At 62.2% G+C, this 16,299-nt stretch carries 16 protein-coding genes and 1 pseudogene; 6 read left to right on the top strand and 11 right to left on the bottom strand.

Annotated elements, in window-relative coordinates; all coding sequences use genetic code 11:
* Positions 1-14 precede the first annotated feature (14 nt).
* Genes FHT79_RS02900 through FHT79_RS02885 form a run of 4 tightly spaced genes read right to left on the bottom strand, consistent with a single transcriptional unit; the run spans position 15 to position 4,449 of the window.
* A complete protein-coding gene (locus FHT79_RS02900; RefSeq protein WP_097543972.1) occupies positions 15-1,724 on the bottom strand; it encodes an ABC transporter ATP-binding protein in 1,710 nt (569 codons plus the stop codon).
* Positions 1,721-2,572: an ABC transporter permease gene (locus FHT79_RS02895; RefSeq protein ID WP_047613200.1), complete on the bottom strand. Its 852-nt coding sequence runs from the start codon at positions 2,570-2,572 to the stop codon at positions 1,721-1,723. The genes FHT79_RS02900 and FHT79_RS02895 overlap by 4 nt, the downstream gene beginning before the upstream one ends.
* Entirely contained in the window at positions 2,569-3,507 is a 939-nt protein-coding gene (locus tag FHT79_RS02890; RefSeq protein ID WP_047613202.1) for an ABC transporter permease, read from the bottom strand. Before FHT79_RS02890 ends, FHT79_RS02895 begins: the two co-directional genes overlap by 4 nt.
* A gap of 51 nt (positions 3,508-3,558) precedes the next feature.
* A complete protein-coding gene (locus FHT79_RS02885) occupies positions 3,559-4,449 on the bottom strand; it encodes a proline iminopeptidase-family hydrolase (protein ID WP_183902956.1) in 891 nt (296 codons plus the stop codon).
* A 128-nt stretch (positions 4,450-4,577) separates the two neighbouring features.
* Here FHT79_RS02885 and FHT79_RS02880 point away from each other — a divergent pair, with 128 nt between their 5' ends.
* From FHT79_RS02880 to FHT79_RS02865, 4 genes are all read left to right on the top strand, one after another.
* Positions 4,578-5,375 carry a LuxR family transcriptional regulator gene (locus tag FHT79_RS02880; RefSeq protein WP_047613206.1) on the top strand — a complete coding sequence of 266 codons (798 nt, stop codon included), beginning with the start codon at positions 4,578-4,580 and terminating at the stop codon, positions 5,373-5,375.
* 64 nt (positions 5,376-5,439) lie between these two features.
* Positions 5,440-6,342 carry a proline iminopeptidase-family hydrolase gene (locus tag FHT79_RS02875; RefSeq protein WP_097544072.1) on the top strand — a complete coding sequence of 301 codons (903 nt, stop codon included), beginning with the start codon at positions 5,440-5,442 and terminating at the stop codon, positions 6,340-6,342.
* Positions 6,343-6,424: 82 nt separating this feature from the next.
* Positions 6,425-7,282: an AraC family transcriptional regulator gene (locus tag FHT79_RS02870; RefSeq protein ID WP_097544071.1), complete on the top strand. Its 858-nt coding sequence runs from the start codon at positions 6,425-6,427 to the stop codon at positions 7,280-7,282.
* Between the two features lie 101 nt (positions 7,283-7,383).
* Entirely contained in the window at positions 7,384-8,322 is a 939-nt protein-coding gene (locus FHT79_RS02865) for an NAD(P)H-binding protein (protein ID WP_063476160.1), read from the top strand.
* A gap of 16 nt (positions 8,323-8,338) precedes the next feature.
* On the opposite strand, the gene FHT79_RS02860 is transcribed toward FHT79_RS02865, so the two are convergent.
* Together FHT79_RS02860 and FHT79_RS02855 are read right to left on the bottom strand one after the other, a co-directional pair.
* Complete coding sequence (locus FHT79_RS02860; RefSeq protein ID WP_063476161.1) at positions 8,339-9,247, bottom strand: acetamidase/formamidase family protein; 909 nt, start codon at positions 9,245-9,247, stop codon at positions 8,339-8,341.
* A gap of 161 nt (positions 9,248-9,408) precedes the next feature.
* Positions 9,409-10,026, bottom strand: coding sequence for an outer membrane protein (locus tag FHT79_RS02855; RefSeq protein WP_047613209.1), 618 nt, complete (start codon positions 10,024-10,026; stop codon positions 9,409-9,411).
* Between the two features lie 404 nt (positions 10,027-10,430).
* Here FHT79_RS02855 and FHT79_RS02850 point away from each other — a divergent pair.
* Both FHT79_RS02850 and FHT79_RS32485 read left to right on the top strand, forming a co-directional pair.
* Positions 10,431-11,193, top strand: a pseudogene (locus FHT79_RS02850) (protein-L-isoaspartate(D-aspartate) O-methyltransferase); the annotation flags it as partial.
* A gap of 29 nt (positions 11,194-11,222) precedes the next feature.
* Positions 11,223-11,396 carry a YetF domain-containing protein gene (locus FHT79_RS32485; RefSeq protein ID WP_342588695.1) on the top strand — a complete coding sequence of 58 codons (174 nt, stop codon included), beginning with the start codon at positions 11,223-11,225 and terminating at the stop codon, positions 11,394-11,396.
* Positions 11,397-11,431: 35 nt separating this feature from the next.
* Here FHT79_RS32485 and FHT79_RS02845 read toward each other — a convergent pair whose 3' ends face one another.
* The 5 genes from FHT79_RS02845 to FHT79_RS02825 all read right to left on the bottom strand — a co-directional run bounded on the left by FHT79_RS02845 (position 11,432) and on the right by FHT79_RS02825 (position 16,298).
* Positions 11,432-12,196, bottom strand: coding sequence for a FadR/GntR family transcriptional regulator (locus FHT79_RS02845; RefSeq protein WP_047613211.1), 765 nt, complete (start codon positions 12,194-12,196; stop codon positions 11,432-11,434).
* 85 nt (positions 12,197-12,281) lie between these two features.
* A complete protein-coding gene (locus tag FHT79_RS02840; RefSeq protein ID WP_047613213.1) occupies positions 12,282-13,346 on the bottom strand; it encodes a four-carbon acid sugar kinase family protein in 1,065 nt (354 codons plus the stop codon).
* On the bottom strand, positions 13,343-14,335 hold the full coding sequence (locus FHT79_RS02835) for an oligopeptide/dipeptide ABC transporter ATP-binding protein (protein ID WP_047613214.1): 993 nt from the start codon (positions 14,333-14,335) through the stop codon (positions 13,343-13,345). The genes FHT79_RS02840 and FHT79_RS02835 overlap by 4 nt, the downstream gene beginning before the upstream one ends.
* Positions 14,335-15,342 (bottom strand): ABC transporter ATP-binding protein, encoded by a 1,008-nt coding sequence (locus FHT79_RS02830; protein WP_097594751.1) that lies wholly within the window; start codon positions 15,340-15,342, stop codon positions 14,335-14,337. The genes FHT79_RS02835 and FHT79_RS02830 overlap by 1 nt, the downstream gene beginning before the upstream one ends.
* Entirely contained in the window at positions 15,339-16,298 is a 960-nt protein-coding gene (locus FHT79_RS02825; RefSeq protein ID WP_047613218.1) for an ABC transporter permease, read from the bottom strand. The genes FHT79_RS02830 and FHT79_RS02825 overlap by 4 nt, the downstream gene beginning before the upstream one ends.
* Position 16,299: the final 1 nt, after the last annotated feature.

Here is a 16,299-nt window from a genome sequence, read left to right as displayed (position 1 = left end):
CGTTCCCTTCGTTGTTATGGCATGCGTTTGATGGGCTGGATCGGTATCGATTGCGGATCGTCCTTGCCACCGGCGCCTTGCAGCAGCGGTTTGTCAGGATCGATGTCGGGAATGGCGGCGATCAGCGCCGCCGTATAAGGATGCTTCGGCCGCGCGAACACCTCTTCGGAACGGCCTTCCTCAACGATCTCGCCGCGATACATCACAACCACGCGTTCGCAGAGATTGCGGACGATCGCGAGATCGTGGGCGATAAACATCAGCGTGAGGTTCATCTTCGCCGTGAGCTCGCGAAAGAGCTCGATGATCTGCGCCTGGATGGTAACGTCGAGGGCGGCGACGCACTCGTCGGCGATGATCAGTTTCGGGTCGACGGCCAGCGCGCGGGCGATGCCGGCGCGTTGGCACTGGCCACCGCTCATGCTGCGCGGCTTGCGGCCGGCAAATTCGCGTTCGAGGCCGACGAGGTCGAGCAGAGCATTGATCCGCGCCGGGATATCGGCTTTGGCGACCTTGCCCTGCACCTTCAGGACCTCGGCCAGCATCTGCCCGATGGTCAGGCGCGGATTGAGCGCGTTATAGGGGTCCTGGAAGACCATCGCCGTCTCGCGTCTCAGCTTTGCGAGGCCCGCGCTCTTCTGCAGCGCCAGATCGACGCCGTCGAAAGTGACGTGGCCTGAGGAAAGCGGTGTGAGGCCGAGCACGGCGCGGGCAAGCGTGCTCTTGCCGCTGCCGGATTCGCCGACGATGCCGACCGTCTCGCCCGGCATGATCTGCAGGCTGACGCCGGCAACGGCGCTCACCGTCTTGGCGCCGCCCTTAAGCAGGGCGCCACCGGCTCTGAAACGTACGTGGAGATCATCGATTTCGAGCAAGGGCCTCGCCGGCTGGCCGGCCTCGGCAATTTCGGGCAGCGGCGCCGCTGTCTCGCCCGGCAGGGAAGGGTGGCTGTTGATCAGGTTGATCGTATAGGGATGCTGCGGCCGCGCCAGGATCGTCCGCTTCGGCCCCTCTTCGAGCAGTTTGCCGCCGCGCAGCACGGCGATGCGGTCGCAGGTCTGGGCGACGATGCCGAGATCGTGGGTGATCAGAATAATCGACAGGCCGCGCCGGTCGCGAATGTCGATCAACAACCGCAGGATCTGCGCCTGGATGGTCACGTCGAGCGCCGTCGTCGGCTCGTCGGCGATCAGTATCTTCGGATTGCAGGACAGCGCCACGCCGATCATCGCCCGCTGCCGCATGCCGCCGGAAAATTCATGCGGATAGCTGTCGTACTGGCGCGCGGGATCGGGGAAGCCGACCTGCGCCAGGATGTCCGTCGCTGCGGCGCGGGCCTCGCGGGCGCCGAGGCCCTGATGATAGCGGATGCCTTCGGCGATCTGATCGCCGATCCGCATCACCGGGTCGAGATGGCTGGTCGGGTTCTGGAAGATCATGCCAATCTCGCCGCCGCGCACTTTCAACATCTCGCCATCATCGACCCGCATGAGGTCGCGCCCTTCGAGCAGCACGCTCCCGCTCTCGATCTTCAGCAGCGAAGAGGGCAGCAGGCGCACCAGGGAGCGGCAGAACAGGCTCTTGCCCGAGCCGCTTTCGCCGACGAGACCGAGGATCTCGCCTTTGCCGAGATCGAGCGAGACGGCATCGAGCAGCGTGCGCGGGCCGGAATCGACATGCGCCCTGACGGTAAGATCACGGACGGAGAGTACGGAGCCGCTCATTCGTGCACCCCCAACAGCTCGCCGAGCGCATCGCCCAGCATGCTGAAGCCGAAGGCGAGACAGACGATGGAAAGGCCGGGAAACAGCGTGATCCACCAGGCCGTGGTGATGAAACTCTGTCCTTCCGCGACCATGACGCCCCATTCGGCGATCGGCGGCTGGACGCCGAGGCCGAGATAGCTGACGGCGGCGCCGCTAAGCAGCACCAGCGTCGCATCCGACATCGAAAAGACGATCGAGCCGGCGATCGCGTTCGGCAGCAGATGGCGAAACATGATGCGCGTGCGGCTGAAGCCGAGGCTGACGGCGGCGACGGCATAGTCGCTGCTTTTCAGCACCAGCATCTGCGCCCGGATCAGCCGCGCATAGGAGACCCAGCCGACCAGCGCCATGGCGATATAGAAGCTGCCGAGGCCAGGGCCGAGAATTGCGATGATCGACAGCATCAGCACCAGGAAGGGGAAGGCAAGAATGATATCGACAAGACGCATGAACAGCGCATCGACGATCCCACCGAAGAAGCCGGCAATCGTGCCGACCGTCGTGCCGATCAGGAAGGGAAAAATGACGCCGATCAGCGCCATCTGCAGGTCGAGGCGCGCGCCCCAGATAACGCGAGAGAGGATATCGCGGCCGAAATTGTCGGTGCCGAAGGGATGCAACAGCGAGGGCGCCTGCAGCCGCACATCGGCATTCTGCATGATCGGATCGTAGGGTGCGACAATGGGCGCGCCGATCGCCAGCAGGACGAAGAACAACAGCAGGCCGGCACCGACGGCAAGCATCAGCCGCCGGCCGAAGAACCGGCGCCAGCCGAGAGATGCGGGAGCAATCGCCTCGATGCTCATAGCTTCACCCTCGGATCGACGGCGACGGTGACGATGTCGGCGATGAAGTTGATGAGCACGGTGGCGCAGGCAAAGACCATGGCGACACCCTGGACCACCATATAGTCGCGCGAGAAGATCGCCCTGACGAGCAGCTGTCCCATGCCGGGCAGCGCAAAGACGCTCTCGACCACCACCGTGCCGCCGATCAGCCAGCCGATGTTGACGGCAAGCAGGTTGATCGTCGGTACCAACGAATTCGGCAGCACATGTCGCCAGAAGACGATGCCTTCGGGCATGCCACGGGCGCGCGCCGCCGTCGCGACATCCGATTTCAGCTGCTCGATCATCGCCGCCCGCAGGCTGCGCGTCAGCACGGTCGAAAGCGACAGCGCCACCGTCAGGCTCGGCAGCACGAGATGCGACAGCTTTTCGCCAATCGTCGCGCCGTAGCCCGAAACCGGCAGCACGCCGAGTTCGACGCTGAAGAGGATGATCAGCATCAGTCCCAGCCAGAAGGGCGGAAAGCCGATGCCGAAGGTCGAGACGATGCGCACCGCATGGTCCGGCGCCCGGCCGGCATTGCGCGCAGCGATCGCCGCCATCGGCACCGCGATCAGCACCGACAGCACGACGCTCGCGGCGACGAGCGCAAGCGTCGGCTCGATGCGGGTAACGATCAGCTTCAGCACGTCGATCTTGTAGAGGATCGACTTGCCCATCTCGCCATTGGCGAGGTTCTTGAGGAAATAGACATATTGCAGCCACATCGGCTGATCGAGGCCGTATTGGGCGCGGATGCTGGCAAGGGCCGCCGGCGTGGCGCGCGTGCCGAGGATGTTGCGCGCCGGGTCTCCGGGGATCAGCCGGACCAGAATGAAAGTGATGATGCTGATGCCGAAAATGACGGGCAGGAACTGCAGCGGTCGCGTCAGAACGAATTTATAGCGATGCATGACGGCGATCGCCTCTCTGTTTTCGTCGGCTTCGCTCCGCTTTGTGCTGCATCAGTGTGCCTCGTGCCGGGCGAGAAAATCGAGAAGCGCCGGATAATAATCCTGCGGGTTCTCATAGAACGGCATATGGCTGGCATTGGCAAATACCTTCAGCTCGGCATTCGGCAGCGCAAGCTTCATCCTGAGCGCACAGGCCGGCGTCAACTCGTCATGCTCTCCCGTCGTGATGAGCACCGGCAGCGTCAGCCGCGGCAGATCGGGGATGCGGTTCCAGTCCTTGAGGTTGCCGATATAGAGAAACTCGTTCGGTCCCTGCATCGTCTCGTAGGGCGCCATGTTCCAATCGTCGAGCGAGCGGCGCACCGGCGCTGGCCATTCCGGCAGACGGCAGACGTGGCGGTAGTTGAGGATGGTGACGGCGGCGAGATATTCCGGATGATTGTAGGTGCCCTGCGCCTCGTGTTTCTGCATCATCGATACGGTTTCGGGACCGAGTGCTGCACGCAGCCGTTGCAGCTCCGAGATCAGATGCGGCATGTCGGCGACGGTATCCTCGAGAATCAGCGTCTTCAGGTTCTGAGCGTAAGTCAGCGCATATTCGATCGCCAGCCACCCGCCCCAGGAATGGCCGAGCATGTGGACCTTACCGAGCCCCAGCGCCTTGCGCACCGTTTCCGTCTCCTCGACATAACGGCCGATTGTCCAGAGCGAGAGATCGTCCGGCCGGTCGGAAGCGCCGGTGCCGAGCTGATCGAAAGCGACGACACGATAGCCCTTGTCGACGAGACAGGAATGCGCCTCGCGCAGGTAATCGCAGGGCAGACCCGGCCCGCCGTTCAGGCAGAAAACCGTCTCACTGCCGGCTCCGAAACTGTAAGCAACGATGCGATAACCATCGACATCGATCTCGAATCGCTCGTCCGGCTGTATTTCACGCCACATTGATCGCTCCGGCAGAAGGTTTCACTTGCTCAATATTTGGGCGTGGTTATTTTTTTATCGTAAATCGCGTTCCGTGCCAGCTATAAGAAGTGATAGGGTAGGGCGCCACGTCGAAACTGGAGCAGCCCGTGCTTGACGATATCGGAACGATCAGAGCGCAGTTCACAGCGCATGAAACGCTGGACGGCCGGATCGATCAGGCCTTCGAGGCGATGAAGCAGATCGGCTTCGAGGCGCTGATCTACGACTACACGCCGGTGCCCTACGATCTCGACGGCGCGATCATGATACCGTCGCTGCTGAAGCTCAGGAACATTTCCGACGACATGCACGACTACTGGTTCAATCAGGGCTATTTCCGTATCGATCCGGTGCAACAGGTGGCGCTGCGCACCTCCGCACCCTTCTTCTGGAACTACGACCCGGACGCCGACACGCTGATCAGGGGTTTCATCAACGAGGACACGGCGCCGGTGACGCGCTATTTGAGCGAACGCGACATGTCGACCGGCGTCACCGTCCCGGTCCATATGCCACGCGGCGACTATGCGACGGTCACCGGCATCCGCTTCGGCGGTAACGACGAGTTCGAACGGCACGCCCTGCGTTATATCGCCGACTTCAACCTGCTGGCCCACGTCTTCCATGAGAGCGCCTATACGCTTTTCGACACGCGGGCGAAAAGCGTCGGCACGATCCGGCTGACCGAGCGGGAACGCGAATGCCTGCGCCATTCGGCGGAAGGTTATTCCGCCAAGGAAATTTCCCGCATCATCGATCGTTCCGTGCCGACCGTCGTCATGCATCTGAACGCCGCGGCCAAGAAACTCGGCGCCCGCAACCGCACCCAGGCCGTGGTGCGCGCCACCCATTACCGCCTGCTCGAAGACCGGCCGACTCATCATTGGCCACCCTATAACTTGTGATAGCTGCCTTCACCGTTGCCGCCGCGTTATGCTTTTTTCATACGGCCAAGAGATGGAGACGCCCGTGGGCGAAGTCACGACCAAAGAAGCCTATTTGCCCTTTCGCGACTATCGCACCTGGTATCGCGTCACCGGTTCGCTTGTCAGTGGCAAGCTGCCGCTCGTCGTCGCCCATGGCGGACCCGGCTGCACCCATGATTATGTCGATTCCTTCAAGGATATCGCCGCTCTCGACGGCCGCCCGGTCATCCATTACGACCAGCTCGGCAATGGCAATTCCACCCGCCTTCCGGAAAAGGGTCCGGATTTCTGGACGGTCGGCCTGTTCCTCGAAGAACTGGATGCGCTGCTTTCCCATCTCGGCATTCAGGATCGTTATGCCTTTCTCGGCCAGTCCTGGGGCGGCATGCTCGGCGCCGAACATGCGGTGCGCCGGCCTGAAGGCCTGAAGGCGCTTGTTATCGCCAATTCGCCGGCCAACATGCACACCTGGGTTTCGGAGGCGAACCGGCTAAGGCAGGAACTGCCACAGGAGGTGCAGGACACGCTGCTGAAGCATGAGCTGGCGGGAAGCCTCGCCGATCCGGACTATATCGCCGCCTCGCGCGTCTTCTATGACCGCCATGTCTGCCGCGTGGTGCCGTGGCCGCCTGAAGTGGCGCGCACCTTCGCGATCATGGACGAGGACAATACCGTCTACCGCAACATGAACGGCCCGACCGAGTTTCACGTCATCGGCACGATGAAGGACTGGACGATCGAAACCAGGCTCGACCGCATCGAGGCCCCGACGCTGCTGATCTCGGGAAAATACGACGAGGCGACACCCCTGGTGGTAAGGCCCTATCTCGAACACGTTCCCGGCTGCGAATGGGTGCTCTTCGAAAATTCCAGCCATATGCCGCATGTCGAGGAAAAGCAGCTTTGCCTGACGACCGTTTCCACTTTCCTGTCACGGCACGATTGAGAACTCACCCAATCCGCTTCTTGCCGCGGAAATGACGCTTGGGATAGTCTCCGTCCCATTCGAAAGCGAATGGGACGGACCAATGAACGATCATCCGCAAGCAGGAAGCGCGACCATCCTTGCAACGAGCAGGGGGCGTGGCTGGCGCGGCTTGGAGGCCGAGCTGCTGCGCATTCCGCCCGGCCGCACCCATATTGCAGGGACACCCTATCATCGCCTCGGAATCCACGTCGGCCGACCTGTGCGAGCGCAATGCCGCTGTGACGGGCGGGAGCATCGCCGGCTGCAGAAGCATGGCGATATCGATGTGGTGCCAGCCGGCCTGGATGGCTTCTGGGAGGACGACGGCGAATGCATGATCCTGCGGCTGAAGATCAACAAGGATCTCTTCAATCAGGCTGCCATCGACCTCGGACGCGATCCCGCGGAAGCGATGGCGCCGAAATTTCAGCTCCGCGATCAGCGACTCGAGGCAATCGCCTGGGCCTTGAAAGCGGAGCTCGAAGCGGACGAGCCGTCCGACCATCTCTATGCCGATACGCTGGCAACAGCCTTGGCGCTCCGTCTGGTCGAGGCCGGCAGCGGCAGTTCTCGCCCGGCGGATGCCGGTAGAGCGCTCTCGCCCCGGCAGAAGCGGATACTTACCGACTACATCGAGGACAATCTCGACGCGCTGCTTTCGCTTGCCGAACTTGCCGGTCTTGCCGGACTCAGCCTCTCGCACCTGAAGACGCAATTTCGAAATAGTTTCGGCATACCGCCGCATCAATATGTGATGCAACGCCGGGTCTCGCGCGCCGAGGCATTGATTCGGACCTCCGGCCTGCCGCTGAGCCAGATCGCGCTGGCGGCAGGCTTTGCGCATCAAAGCCATATGGCAAACAGCATGAAGCGGCTGCTCGGCATCAGCCCAGGCACTATCGCCCGCTTGGTCAATTGACGAAAAATGGCCGATCCTGCAACGGATCGGCCGAATGCGCAGGCCAGATCCACGACATCAAGGCATCCTCTTTCGATAGCGAACAAGCGAAGGAGAGAACCATGTTTGTCATCTTCGGCGCCACCGGCAAGGTCGGCAAGGCAACGATAACAAAGCTTTCGGCCGAGGGCGCACCCGTCAGGGCGGTGCTCCGTGATCCCGGCAAGGCTGCACCATTTGCAGCACTCGGATGCGAGATCGCCATTGCCGAGATTGGCGATGCCGATGCCATGGCCGGCGCGATGAGGAATGCGACGGCCGTCCAGCTCATCTGCCCAATCAATCCGCATGCTGCCGATGCCAGACGCCAGATGCTGCGATCAATCGAGCGGATGGCGGACGCGATCGACGCCGCCAGGCCGCCGCGCGTCCTGGCGATCTCGGATTACGGCGCACATCTGACGATCGATACCGGCATTACCAGCCTGTTCCGTGCGATGGAGGAACGGTTCCGGCAATGCGCTACCGAGATGGTCTTTCTGCGCTCGGCCGAACATATGGAAAACTGGGCACGCTACCTGAAGATCGCTGGCGAGACCGGCATAATGCCGAGCATGCACCAGCCGCTATCGCGGCCTTTCCCGACAGTCTCCGCCGCCGATATTGGCGGTATGGCAGCCGACCTTCTGCTGGCCGGCGAGGAACATGGACATTCGCCGCGTATCGTCCATGGCGAGGGGCCGCGCGAATACACGGCGCTCGAGATCGCTGCGGCCTTGGGGCGGTTAATGACCCGGAGCGTCGTCGCACGCGAACTGCCGCGTGCCGATTGGCCGGCAACGCTGACGCGCGCAGGACTTTCGCACAATTACGCCGATCTGATCGTCAGGCTCGCCGATGTGCACAATAGAGGCCTGATCGGAGTGGAAGCCGGCGTCGGCGAAATCCGCCGCGGCCGCACGGACCTTTCCGCTGCTTTTGAACTGTTTCTTCCCAATGCTCCGCGGGCTGAGGTAGTCGATCATGTCAGGCGTGGAGAGGAGTCCAACCAGGGATGGTAGGTTCCGATGATCTCTATCAGCCGACCAGCCATTTCTTGGCGACACGGCAGGCCATCGTATAGGCCGGATCGAAGACATTGCCGACATCGTAACGCACCACCTGGCCGAGCAGATGGCTGGCCGCCGTCCTGTCCAGGCCATAGTCCGATGCCAGCCAGGCCAGCATTTCGCTGGTCGCATGCTGGAGCGCCTGATCGAGGGGCCGGGCGTTGCCGATGGTGAAGATGTCGTCGGCGGTTTCCCCGCGCGGCCAGACCAGGCCGGCTTTCTTCTCCACCGTCAGCCGCACCGTGACTTCGAACGTCGTCTCGACGCCGGTTCCGACGATCTCGCCATCCCCCTGTACGGCATGGCAGTCGCCCAAAAAGAACAAGGCGCCGGGCGCCGCTACCGGGAAGCGGACCGTGGTGCCCGGGCCGAACAGCCGATAATCCATGTTGCCGCCATATTCGCCGCTGGTCGCAGTCGATATCGCCTGGCCGAGGCTGGGCGCCACGCCGAAACAGCCGATCATCGGGGCGAGAGGCAGAACGAAATTTTCGAGGCCGGAGACGGGCTCGGAAAGCCGGACGGTCAAGGCCTCGCGGTCGATGGCCCAGATGGCGACATCGCGCGGCGGCAGGTCGCGAACCGCCTCGGGATCGACGACATTGGCCGCGACGACGCTGCCGGTAAAACCCGTATCCCTGGTCGGGGTCATGCTGATGATCTCGACCTTCAGGGCATCTCCGGGCTCAGCCCCTTCGACGAAGATCGGGCCGTTCATCGGATTGCCGCCAGATGCCTGCTTGATGCCAGCCTTGTCATGCCCGGCGGCATCAAGCGTCTCGGTAATGACGGTATCGCCGTCGGCGATATGCAGGGCCGGCTGAAGAGAGCCGATGACATTGTGAAAGCTTGTCGGAATGAAGCGGTGCGTGGTCATGAGAATACAGCTCTCGCTCGTTTCGAATATCAGGAGCCTGCGGCTGGACTGCCCGGCGGAGAGAGTTCGAGACTAGATCAGAGATTGCCTGCAATGCCAATATTCGCACACCAGGAGATGATCACGCCTCAACCGATGTCGAGGCGTAATCGGATCGACGTTCAGAATTTGAAGCTGGTGCCGACCGTGACCTTTTGCTGATTGACCTCGAAATCGCCAAGCGCCGAGCCGAAATCCTTGCGTCCGAAGTCGTCATAACGATATTCGGCGCGCATCACTATATTGTCGGTCAGGGCATGTTCCACGCCGCCGCCGGCTGTCCAGCCGATCAGAATGTCGTCCTTCTTGCCAACGCCGGGCACGTCGACTTCTCCACCGGCCGCGGCCAAACCTCCGGTTCCGTAGATCAGCGTACGGTCCAAGGCATATCCCACGCGCCCGCGCGCCGAGCCGTCCCATTTGAGGGAAACGTCGCTCCCGTCCTTCCAGTTGTAGTTGAAGTCATTCTCGATACCGAAGACGAAGGGACCGTGCTGGAAATTATATCCACCATAGATACCCGTCGAACCTCCATCCAGATCCTGCTCGGAACCGTTGAGATAGCTCGCATGTGTCGAGGTGTATCCGCCTTGAAGCCCGAGATAAAATCCCGACCAGTCGAAGGCCGACTGGGTCTGTGCCTGCTGGATGTAAGCGGGATCTTGAACCACGGCATCGGCGGCAAAAGCCGGCACGGCCGAGAAAGCCACGGCGGCCAGCGTGATTATCTTTGTGTACATTAAAGTGCCTCGTCATTTCGATGATTGGAAAGGGCGTCAGCAAACCGGCAAGTCGGCTGGGAGCGATGCATTATGCTGCGGTTCGGTGTTGCGGTTTGCGCTTTATTGTTGCGATATGTTGTGACGGGGAGCGTCTTGGAACGCGGGGCGGACGCGCGCGATTTAATACAAGCTATTGTAATTTAAAATATATTTTAGTTCCATAACATGCATTATGCAACTTTTTCATGTAGCGGGGGTGGGTTCAAGGATGAAGTGCGACCCATCGGGTGTCGCTTCACCCGCGCCCTCGCCGCTTGCCAAAATCTGCTCCGCGCAGGAACTCCCTCGTCGCCCATTTGTTTTACAGTCTGCACCACCCGGACGTTTGCCCAAGGTGCAATCGGCGACAGTGGAGCTGATCCGTGGACATGACGCGCATCCGAGAACGCATGGTGGAGCACCAGGTGTCAGGTCGTGGTATTCGCGATCAAAACGTCACCAGGGCAATGCGCCTGGTGCCGCGCGAAAAATTCGTCGCTCCAGGCTTCGAGGAATTCGCCTATGAGGATGCGCCGCTGTCGATTGGCGAGGGCCAGACAATTTCGCAGCCGTTCATCGTGGCTCTCATGCTCGAAAAGGCCGATCTGGATGCCGGCGACAAAGTGCTCGAGGTCGGAACGGGCTCCGGATACGCTTCAGCCCTCATCAGCCGGATAGCAGGCCACGTCTATTCCATCGAGCGCCATGAAAGCCTGGCGCTTCAGGCCAAGGAACGGTTCGAGAAGCTGGAATACGACAACATTGACGTTCGCGTCGGCGATGGCAGCAAGGGCTGGGCGGAAGCCGCTCCGTTCGATGCCATTATCGTTTCTGCGAGCGCACCCGAGGTGCCAAGCGCCTTGAAAGAACAGTTGACCCTCGGAGGGCGGCTGATCATTCCGGTCGGACGTAGTGAAGCGCAGCGCCTGAAACGCCTCACCCGTACCGGGGCCAACGCCTTCGAGGAAGAGGATCTCGGCGGGGTGCGCTTCGTTCCCTTGATCGGCGAAGGCGCCTGGACTGCTACGCATCCGATGTACACGGCAACGGCCCCGTCATCACCGGGAACTTTTGCGTCCGCGCTGACACTCTTTACGACCGACATCGGCCTGTCCTACGTCAAGAGGTGGTGGCCTCGCGCAGCTCATATCATCGATGGCGTTCCGACCGTTCTGGTGACGGATGGCGTCTACGACGAACGCGCGCTCAAAGGAGCCCGGCTGCAGAAGGAAGATGTCATGCAGGCAGCGCGAAGCCAGGAAGGTATCGAGAGCGTGACGGAGATAAAATCTGCCATCCTCGAAGTGAGCGGCAACATCAGCATCATCAAGAAGCAGAAATCCGGCTGACTCATTTCGAGCGGATAGCCGCCTGGGAATGCGCTTCAGAAGGACAGGTCAAGCACCCTGCCCTCGAACAGGCGGTCCCGGGAGCCTTCGAGATGCGCCTTCATCAGCCTCTGCGCATCGTCAGGCCGGCCATCGGCGATCGCCTTGTAGATGGCGTTGTGCTCTTCATAGACCTGTTCCAGCCCCTGGCGCGGGCCGAGCAGGGAGAGGCCGTGGAGATGCATGCCGACGGCGATATGGGCCTTCAGCGCATCGATCGAGGCCGTGTAATAATGATTGTTGGCGGCTTCGGTGACGGCACGATGGAACATGAAATCGGCGTCGGTGCGGTGAAGCTGATGGCTGGTCGCTTCACGCAGATCCGCAAGCGCGCTGGCGATCTTCTGGATCGCCTGCTCATTGCGGCGCTTGGCAGCGAAATAGGCCGCCGCCGGCTCGATCGTCAGGCGGAATTCGTAACAGCGCTGAATATCGGCGATCGTCTTGACTGGCGAATAGGCAAGCTGCGTCGTCGGCGATCCATGCGCGCTGACGAAAGTGCCGGCGCCCTGCCGGGCATAGACCATGCCCTGATCGCGCAGGCGCGCCAGCGCATCGCGGACGATCGGCCGCGACACACCCAGCATCGAGGCAAGCTCATGCTCGCCGGGAAGGCGTGAATCCGGCGGATAGTTTCCGCCGCGGATACGCTCGAGCAACTGGTCGAAGACGCGATCGACCAACTTGACGGCCTTGCCGCGTTCCGGCTTGCCCGGCGGGCCGGCTTCCGCGTTCAAAGATTCGCCATTCACTTCAGCCACGTCATTCTCCCCGGCGGTATCTTACTAGAGCATGATGCCGAAAAGCGTGAGCCGTTTTCGGACGACATCATGCTCTCATCCTGTTCTATGCCGCCCGATTCCAACGAACCAGTCTTAGCAAACTATCGGGCTTGCCGAAGCCCCCGGACTTCACGGCGCACCGAAAATGCCGACCATCGGCGGCCGTGACATCGAACCATGGCACGCCGGCTTCGATCTCGCCCTTCGGGGCGAGCACCCTGACCCCGAGCGCATGGAAAACGGCAAGCGCCGTGTCGCCACCCCCGAGCATCAGCATGTCAGGCCCGGTATCGTCGATAACCGTTTTGACGCCTGCCGCAAAACGGTGGGCGACCAGTGCTGCATCGGCTGCCATATCGCCGGAGCAGCGCAGTAGCGCCGGCAGCGCCATGCCCTCCCCGCCTTCGATCTCCCCCATCGGCGCGTCCACCACCATGCGCAGGACGCCCGAAGCTTCGAGCCGGTCCATCTGGGCTATGGTAATCGGGTCGCGCGAGCCGAAGGCAAATAGCGTACCTTGGGTCGCTGCAAATTCCGGCATTGGCTGTCGCTCCTCTTCGCCAAGCCGGCGGGCAAGTGCGGCGCCGAGACCCCGGGCGCCCACCGCAAGTGTCAGCCGCCAGTCATGATCGGCAACGATCTGGTCGAGATCCATATCGTCCTCCGCATCGGCAACGGCAACATTGCCCGCGCGGCCCTTGAACAGATCGGCGATCGGCAGCGGCCCGTCGACGCCGCGGCCGACGACGCAGCCCCGGTAGGTCACGCGCTCCTGATCGGGAATGGCGGGCGCCACGAGGATGGTCTCCAGGCCGAGCACCTCCGCCAGCGCCAGGCTTTCCGCCGCGACATTACCCTTCAACCGGGAGTCGATCTTCTTCATGACGATATCAGGCTTTGCGCCGCGAAGCGCCCCAGTCGCGTGGCGCACCCTCTCGGCAGCTTCGCGCTCGCCAATGGCGCGCGATGCAGTATTGACGACGACGACATCACAACCGGTGGCGACCGCATCCTGAGCAGCCTCGACATCGACGGCGACCGAAACCGAGAGGCCGGCTTCGACGAAGGGCGTGCCGGTATCGAGCGCACCCGTCAGATCATCGGCGATGATAACGGCCTTCAGCGTCATGCGGTCTGTCCGGTGTTGACGGCGTGGCAGGCGACGAGATGGCCGGGTTTCGCCTCCTTCCACGCGGGAATGATATTGCTGCAGACATCCATGGCGATCGGGCAGCGCGTGTGGAAACGGCAGCCCGACGGCGGGTTCAGCGGGCTCGGCACGTCGCCCTGCAGGATCTGGCGCTGACGCGTGCGCTCATGCTCCGGATCGGTATCCGGAACGGCCGACAGCAGCGCTTTGGTATAGGGGTGCAGCGGATTGTCGAAGAGTTCCTCGCGGGTGGCAAGTTCGGCCAGCCGCCCAAGATACATGACGCCGACGCGGGTGCTGATGTGGCGCACCACGGCGAGGTCATGGGCGATGAAGAGATAGGTCAGCCCATATTTCTCCTGCAGATCCAGCAGCAGATTGATGATCTGTGCCTGGATCGACACGTCGAGCGCCGAGATCGCCTCGTCGCAGACGATGAATTTCGGCTGGCAGGCGAGCGCGCGGGCGATGACGACGCGCTGGCGCTGGCCGCCGGAAAGCTCGTGCGGGTAACGTTGGGCAAATCGCTTAGGCAGGCCGACATCGGTGAGCAGCGTCGCCACCCTCTCCTTCAGCTCCGCCTTGGTGCAGAGCTTGTGGAAGAGGATCGGCTCGCCGATCGCTTCGCCCACCGTCATCCGCGGATTGAGCGTCGAATACGGATCCTGGAAGACGATCTGCAGGTCGCGGCGGAAGGGCCGCATCTGCTTTTCGTCGAGCGTCGCGAGATCCTGACCCTTGTAGACGACCTTGCCGCTGGTCGCCTTGTAGAGGTTGAGGATGGTGAAACCGGTCGTGGACTTGCCGCAGCCGGATTCACCGACAAGGCTCAGCGTCTCGCCTTCCATGATGTCGAGGTTGACATTGTCGAGCGCATAAACGGTCGCCGAACGCTCCCCGAAGGCGCCGAGCTTGACGTGGAAATGCTTGACCAGGTTTTCGACCTTGAGCAGCGGTTCGGCACCCATCATGCGGCCTCCTGCATTCTCTGGACGACGAAACAGGCGGCGCGATGATTGCTGCTGCCGCTCAGCGGTTCGAGTTGCGGCACCTTCTCGTGACAGATGTTTTCCACAAGCGGACAACGCGGCGCAAACGGGCAGCCCTTCGGCCGGCGGCCAGGCTCCGGCGGCGTGCCGCCGATCGAGCTCAACCGGCTTGCCGGCGGGTCTGACAGTTTCGGGATCGAGGACAGCAGACCGCGCGTATAGGGATGGCTCGGGCGGGCATAGAGTTCGTCGACCGGCGCGTCCTCGACCACGGTGCCGGCATAGAGCACGGCGACGCGATCGACGAGGCCGGCGATCAGCGCCAGGTCATGGGTGATCCAGACCACCGACATGCCGAGCTTGGCGCGCAGTTCCTTCACCAGATCAACGATCTGGGCCTGGATGGTGACGTCAAGCGCCGTCGTCGGCTCATCGGCGATCAGAAGTTTCGGGTTGCAGGCAAGGCCGATCGCGATCATCACCCGCTGGCGCATGCCGCCGGAAAGTTCGTGCGGATAGGCCTGCAGGCGCTCCTCCGGGCCGGGAATGCCGACCAGGCGCAGAAGCTCGACAGCGCGCGTGCGGGCTTCGGCCTTTTTCATGCCGCGGTGGTAGATCAGCGGCTCGCAGATCTGGTCGCCGACGCGCATGACGGGATTGAGCGAGGTCATCGGATCCTGAAAAACGAAGCCGATATCGCCGCCGCGCACCTTGCGCAGCTCTCGATTGGACATTGTCTGCAGGTCGCGCCCGTCGAACGTCGCCGATCCCCTGGTGACCTTGATCTTGTTCGGCAGCAGGCGCATCAGGCTCAACATGGTCAGGCTCTTGCCGCAGCCGGATTCGCCGACGACGCCGAGGGTCTCGCCCTTGTCGACATGGAGATCGATGCCGTCGACGACGACGGCCGGGCCGTTACGGCCGTCGATTTCGACGGTAAGGCCTCTGACATCGAGCAGGCGGTCGGTGCTTTTGGTGTCCATCATTTGCTGCCCCGCGGATTGAGCGCGTCGTTGAGGCCGTCGCCGAGGAAGCTGAAGGCAACCGAGGCAAGGCCAAGCACGGCCGCCGGAGCGGCGAGAAGATGCGGATAATGCTGCCAGACGCGAAGCCCGTCCGAGATCATGTTGCCCCAGCTGGGCGTCGGCGGATTGACACCCACGCCGAGGAAGCTGAAGGCGCTTTCCAGCACCATCGCCGTGCCGAGACCGGCGCTGACCGAGACGATCAACGGCCCCAGCGCATTCGGAATGACATAACGCTTGATGATGATCCAGTTCGACAGGCCGAGCGCCTGGGCCGCGGTGATATAGGGCCGGCTGCGGATCGACAGCACCTGGGCGCGGACGAGACGGGCATAGGGCGGCCAGGAGATCAACGCCATCGACCCGAAGACGAGGATGAAATCCACCCATATCGTCTGGCGGTAGAAGGGATTGAGGGTCTCGAGGTAGCGCGCCTCCATCCATTTGCTGATCGGCGATTTCAGCGAGGCGTTGATGACGACGACGAGCAGCAGGTTGGGAACCGACATCGTCACATCGGTCAGCCACATGATGGCGCGATCGAAGGGATTGCCGAAGAAACCGGCCACCGCGCCGAGCGTGAGGCCGATCACCACCGCGAAAAAGGTGACGATGACGGCGACGAGGAAAGCGGTGCGCGTGCCGAAGACCACACGGCTGAAGACGTCGCGGCCGAGATCGTCGGTGCCGAAGAGATGACTCATCGACGGCAGTGCGTTGCGGGCGTTGAGGTCCTGGCTCAGATAGTCGTAGGGCGTGAGATAGGGCCCAAAGATCGCCGTGAAGGCGAGGATCAGGACGACGACGAGGCCGAAGATGGCAAGCTTGTTGCGCTTCAGCCGGTACCAAGCGTCGCGCCAGAGGCTGACCGGCGGCTCCTCGATGGTTTCAGCGGTGGAAAGAGGGACGGCGGACATG

Origin of the sequence: Rhizobium sp. BK212, assembly GCF_014197475.1 — a bacterium.
In the GTDB taxonomy this organism is placed as follows: Bacteria; Pseudomonadota; Alphaproteobacteria; order Rhizobiales; family Rhizobiaceae; genus Rhizobium; species Rhizobium anhuiense.
Note: the sequence above shows the minus strand (reverse complement) of the source record. Positions and strands in the feature narration are given on the sequence as shown.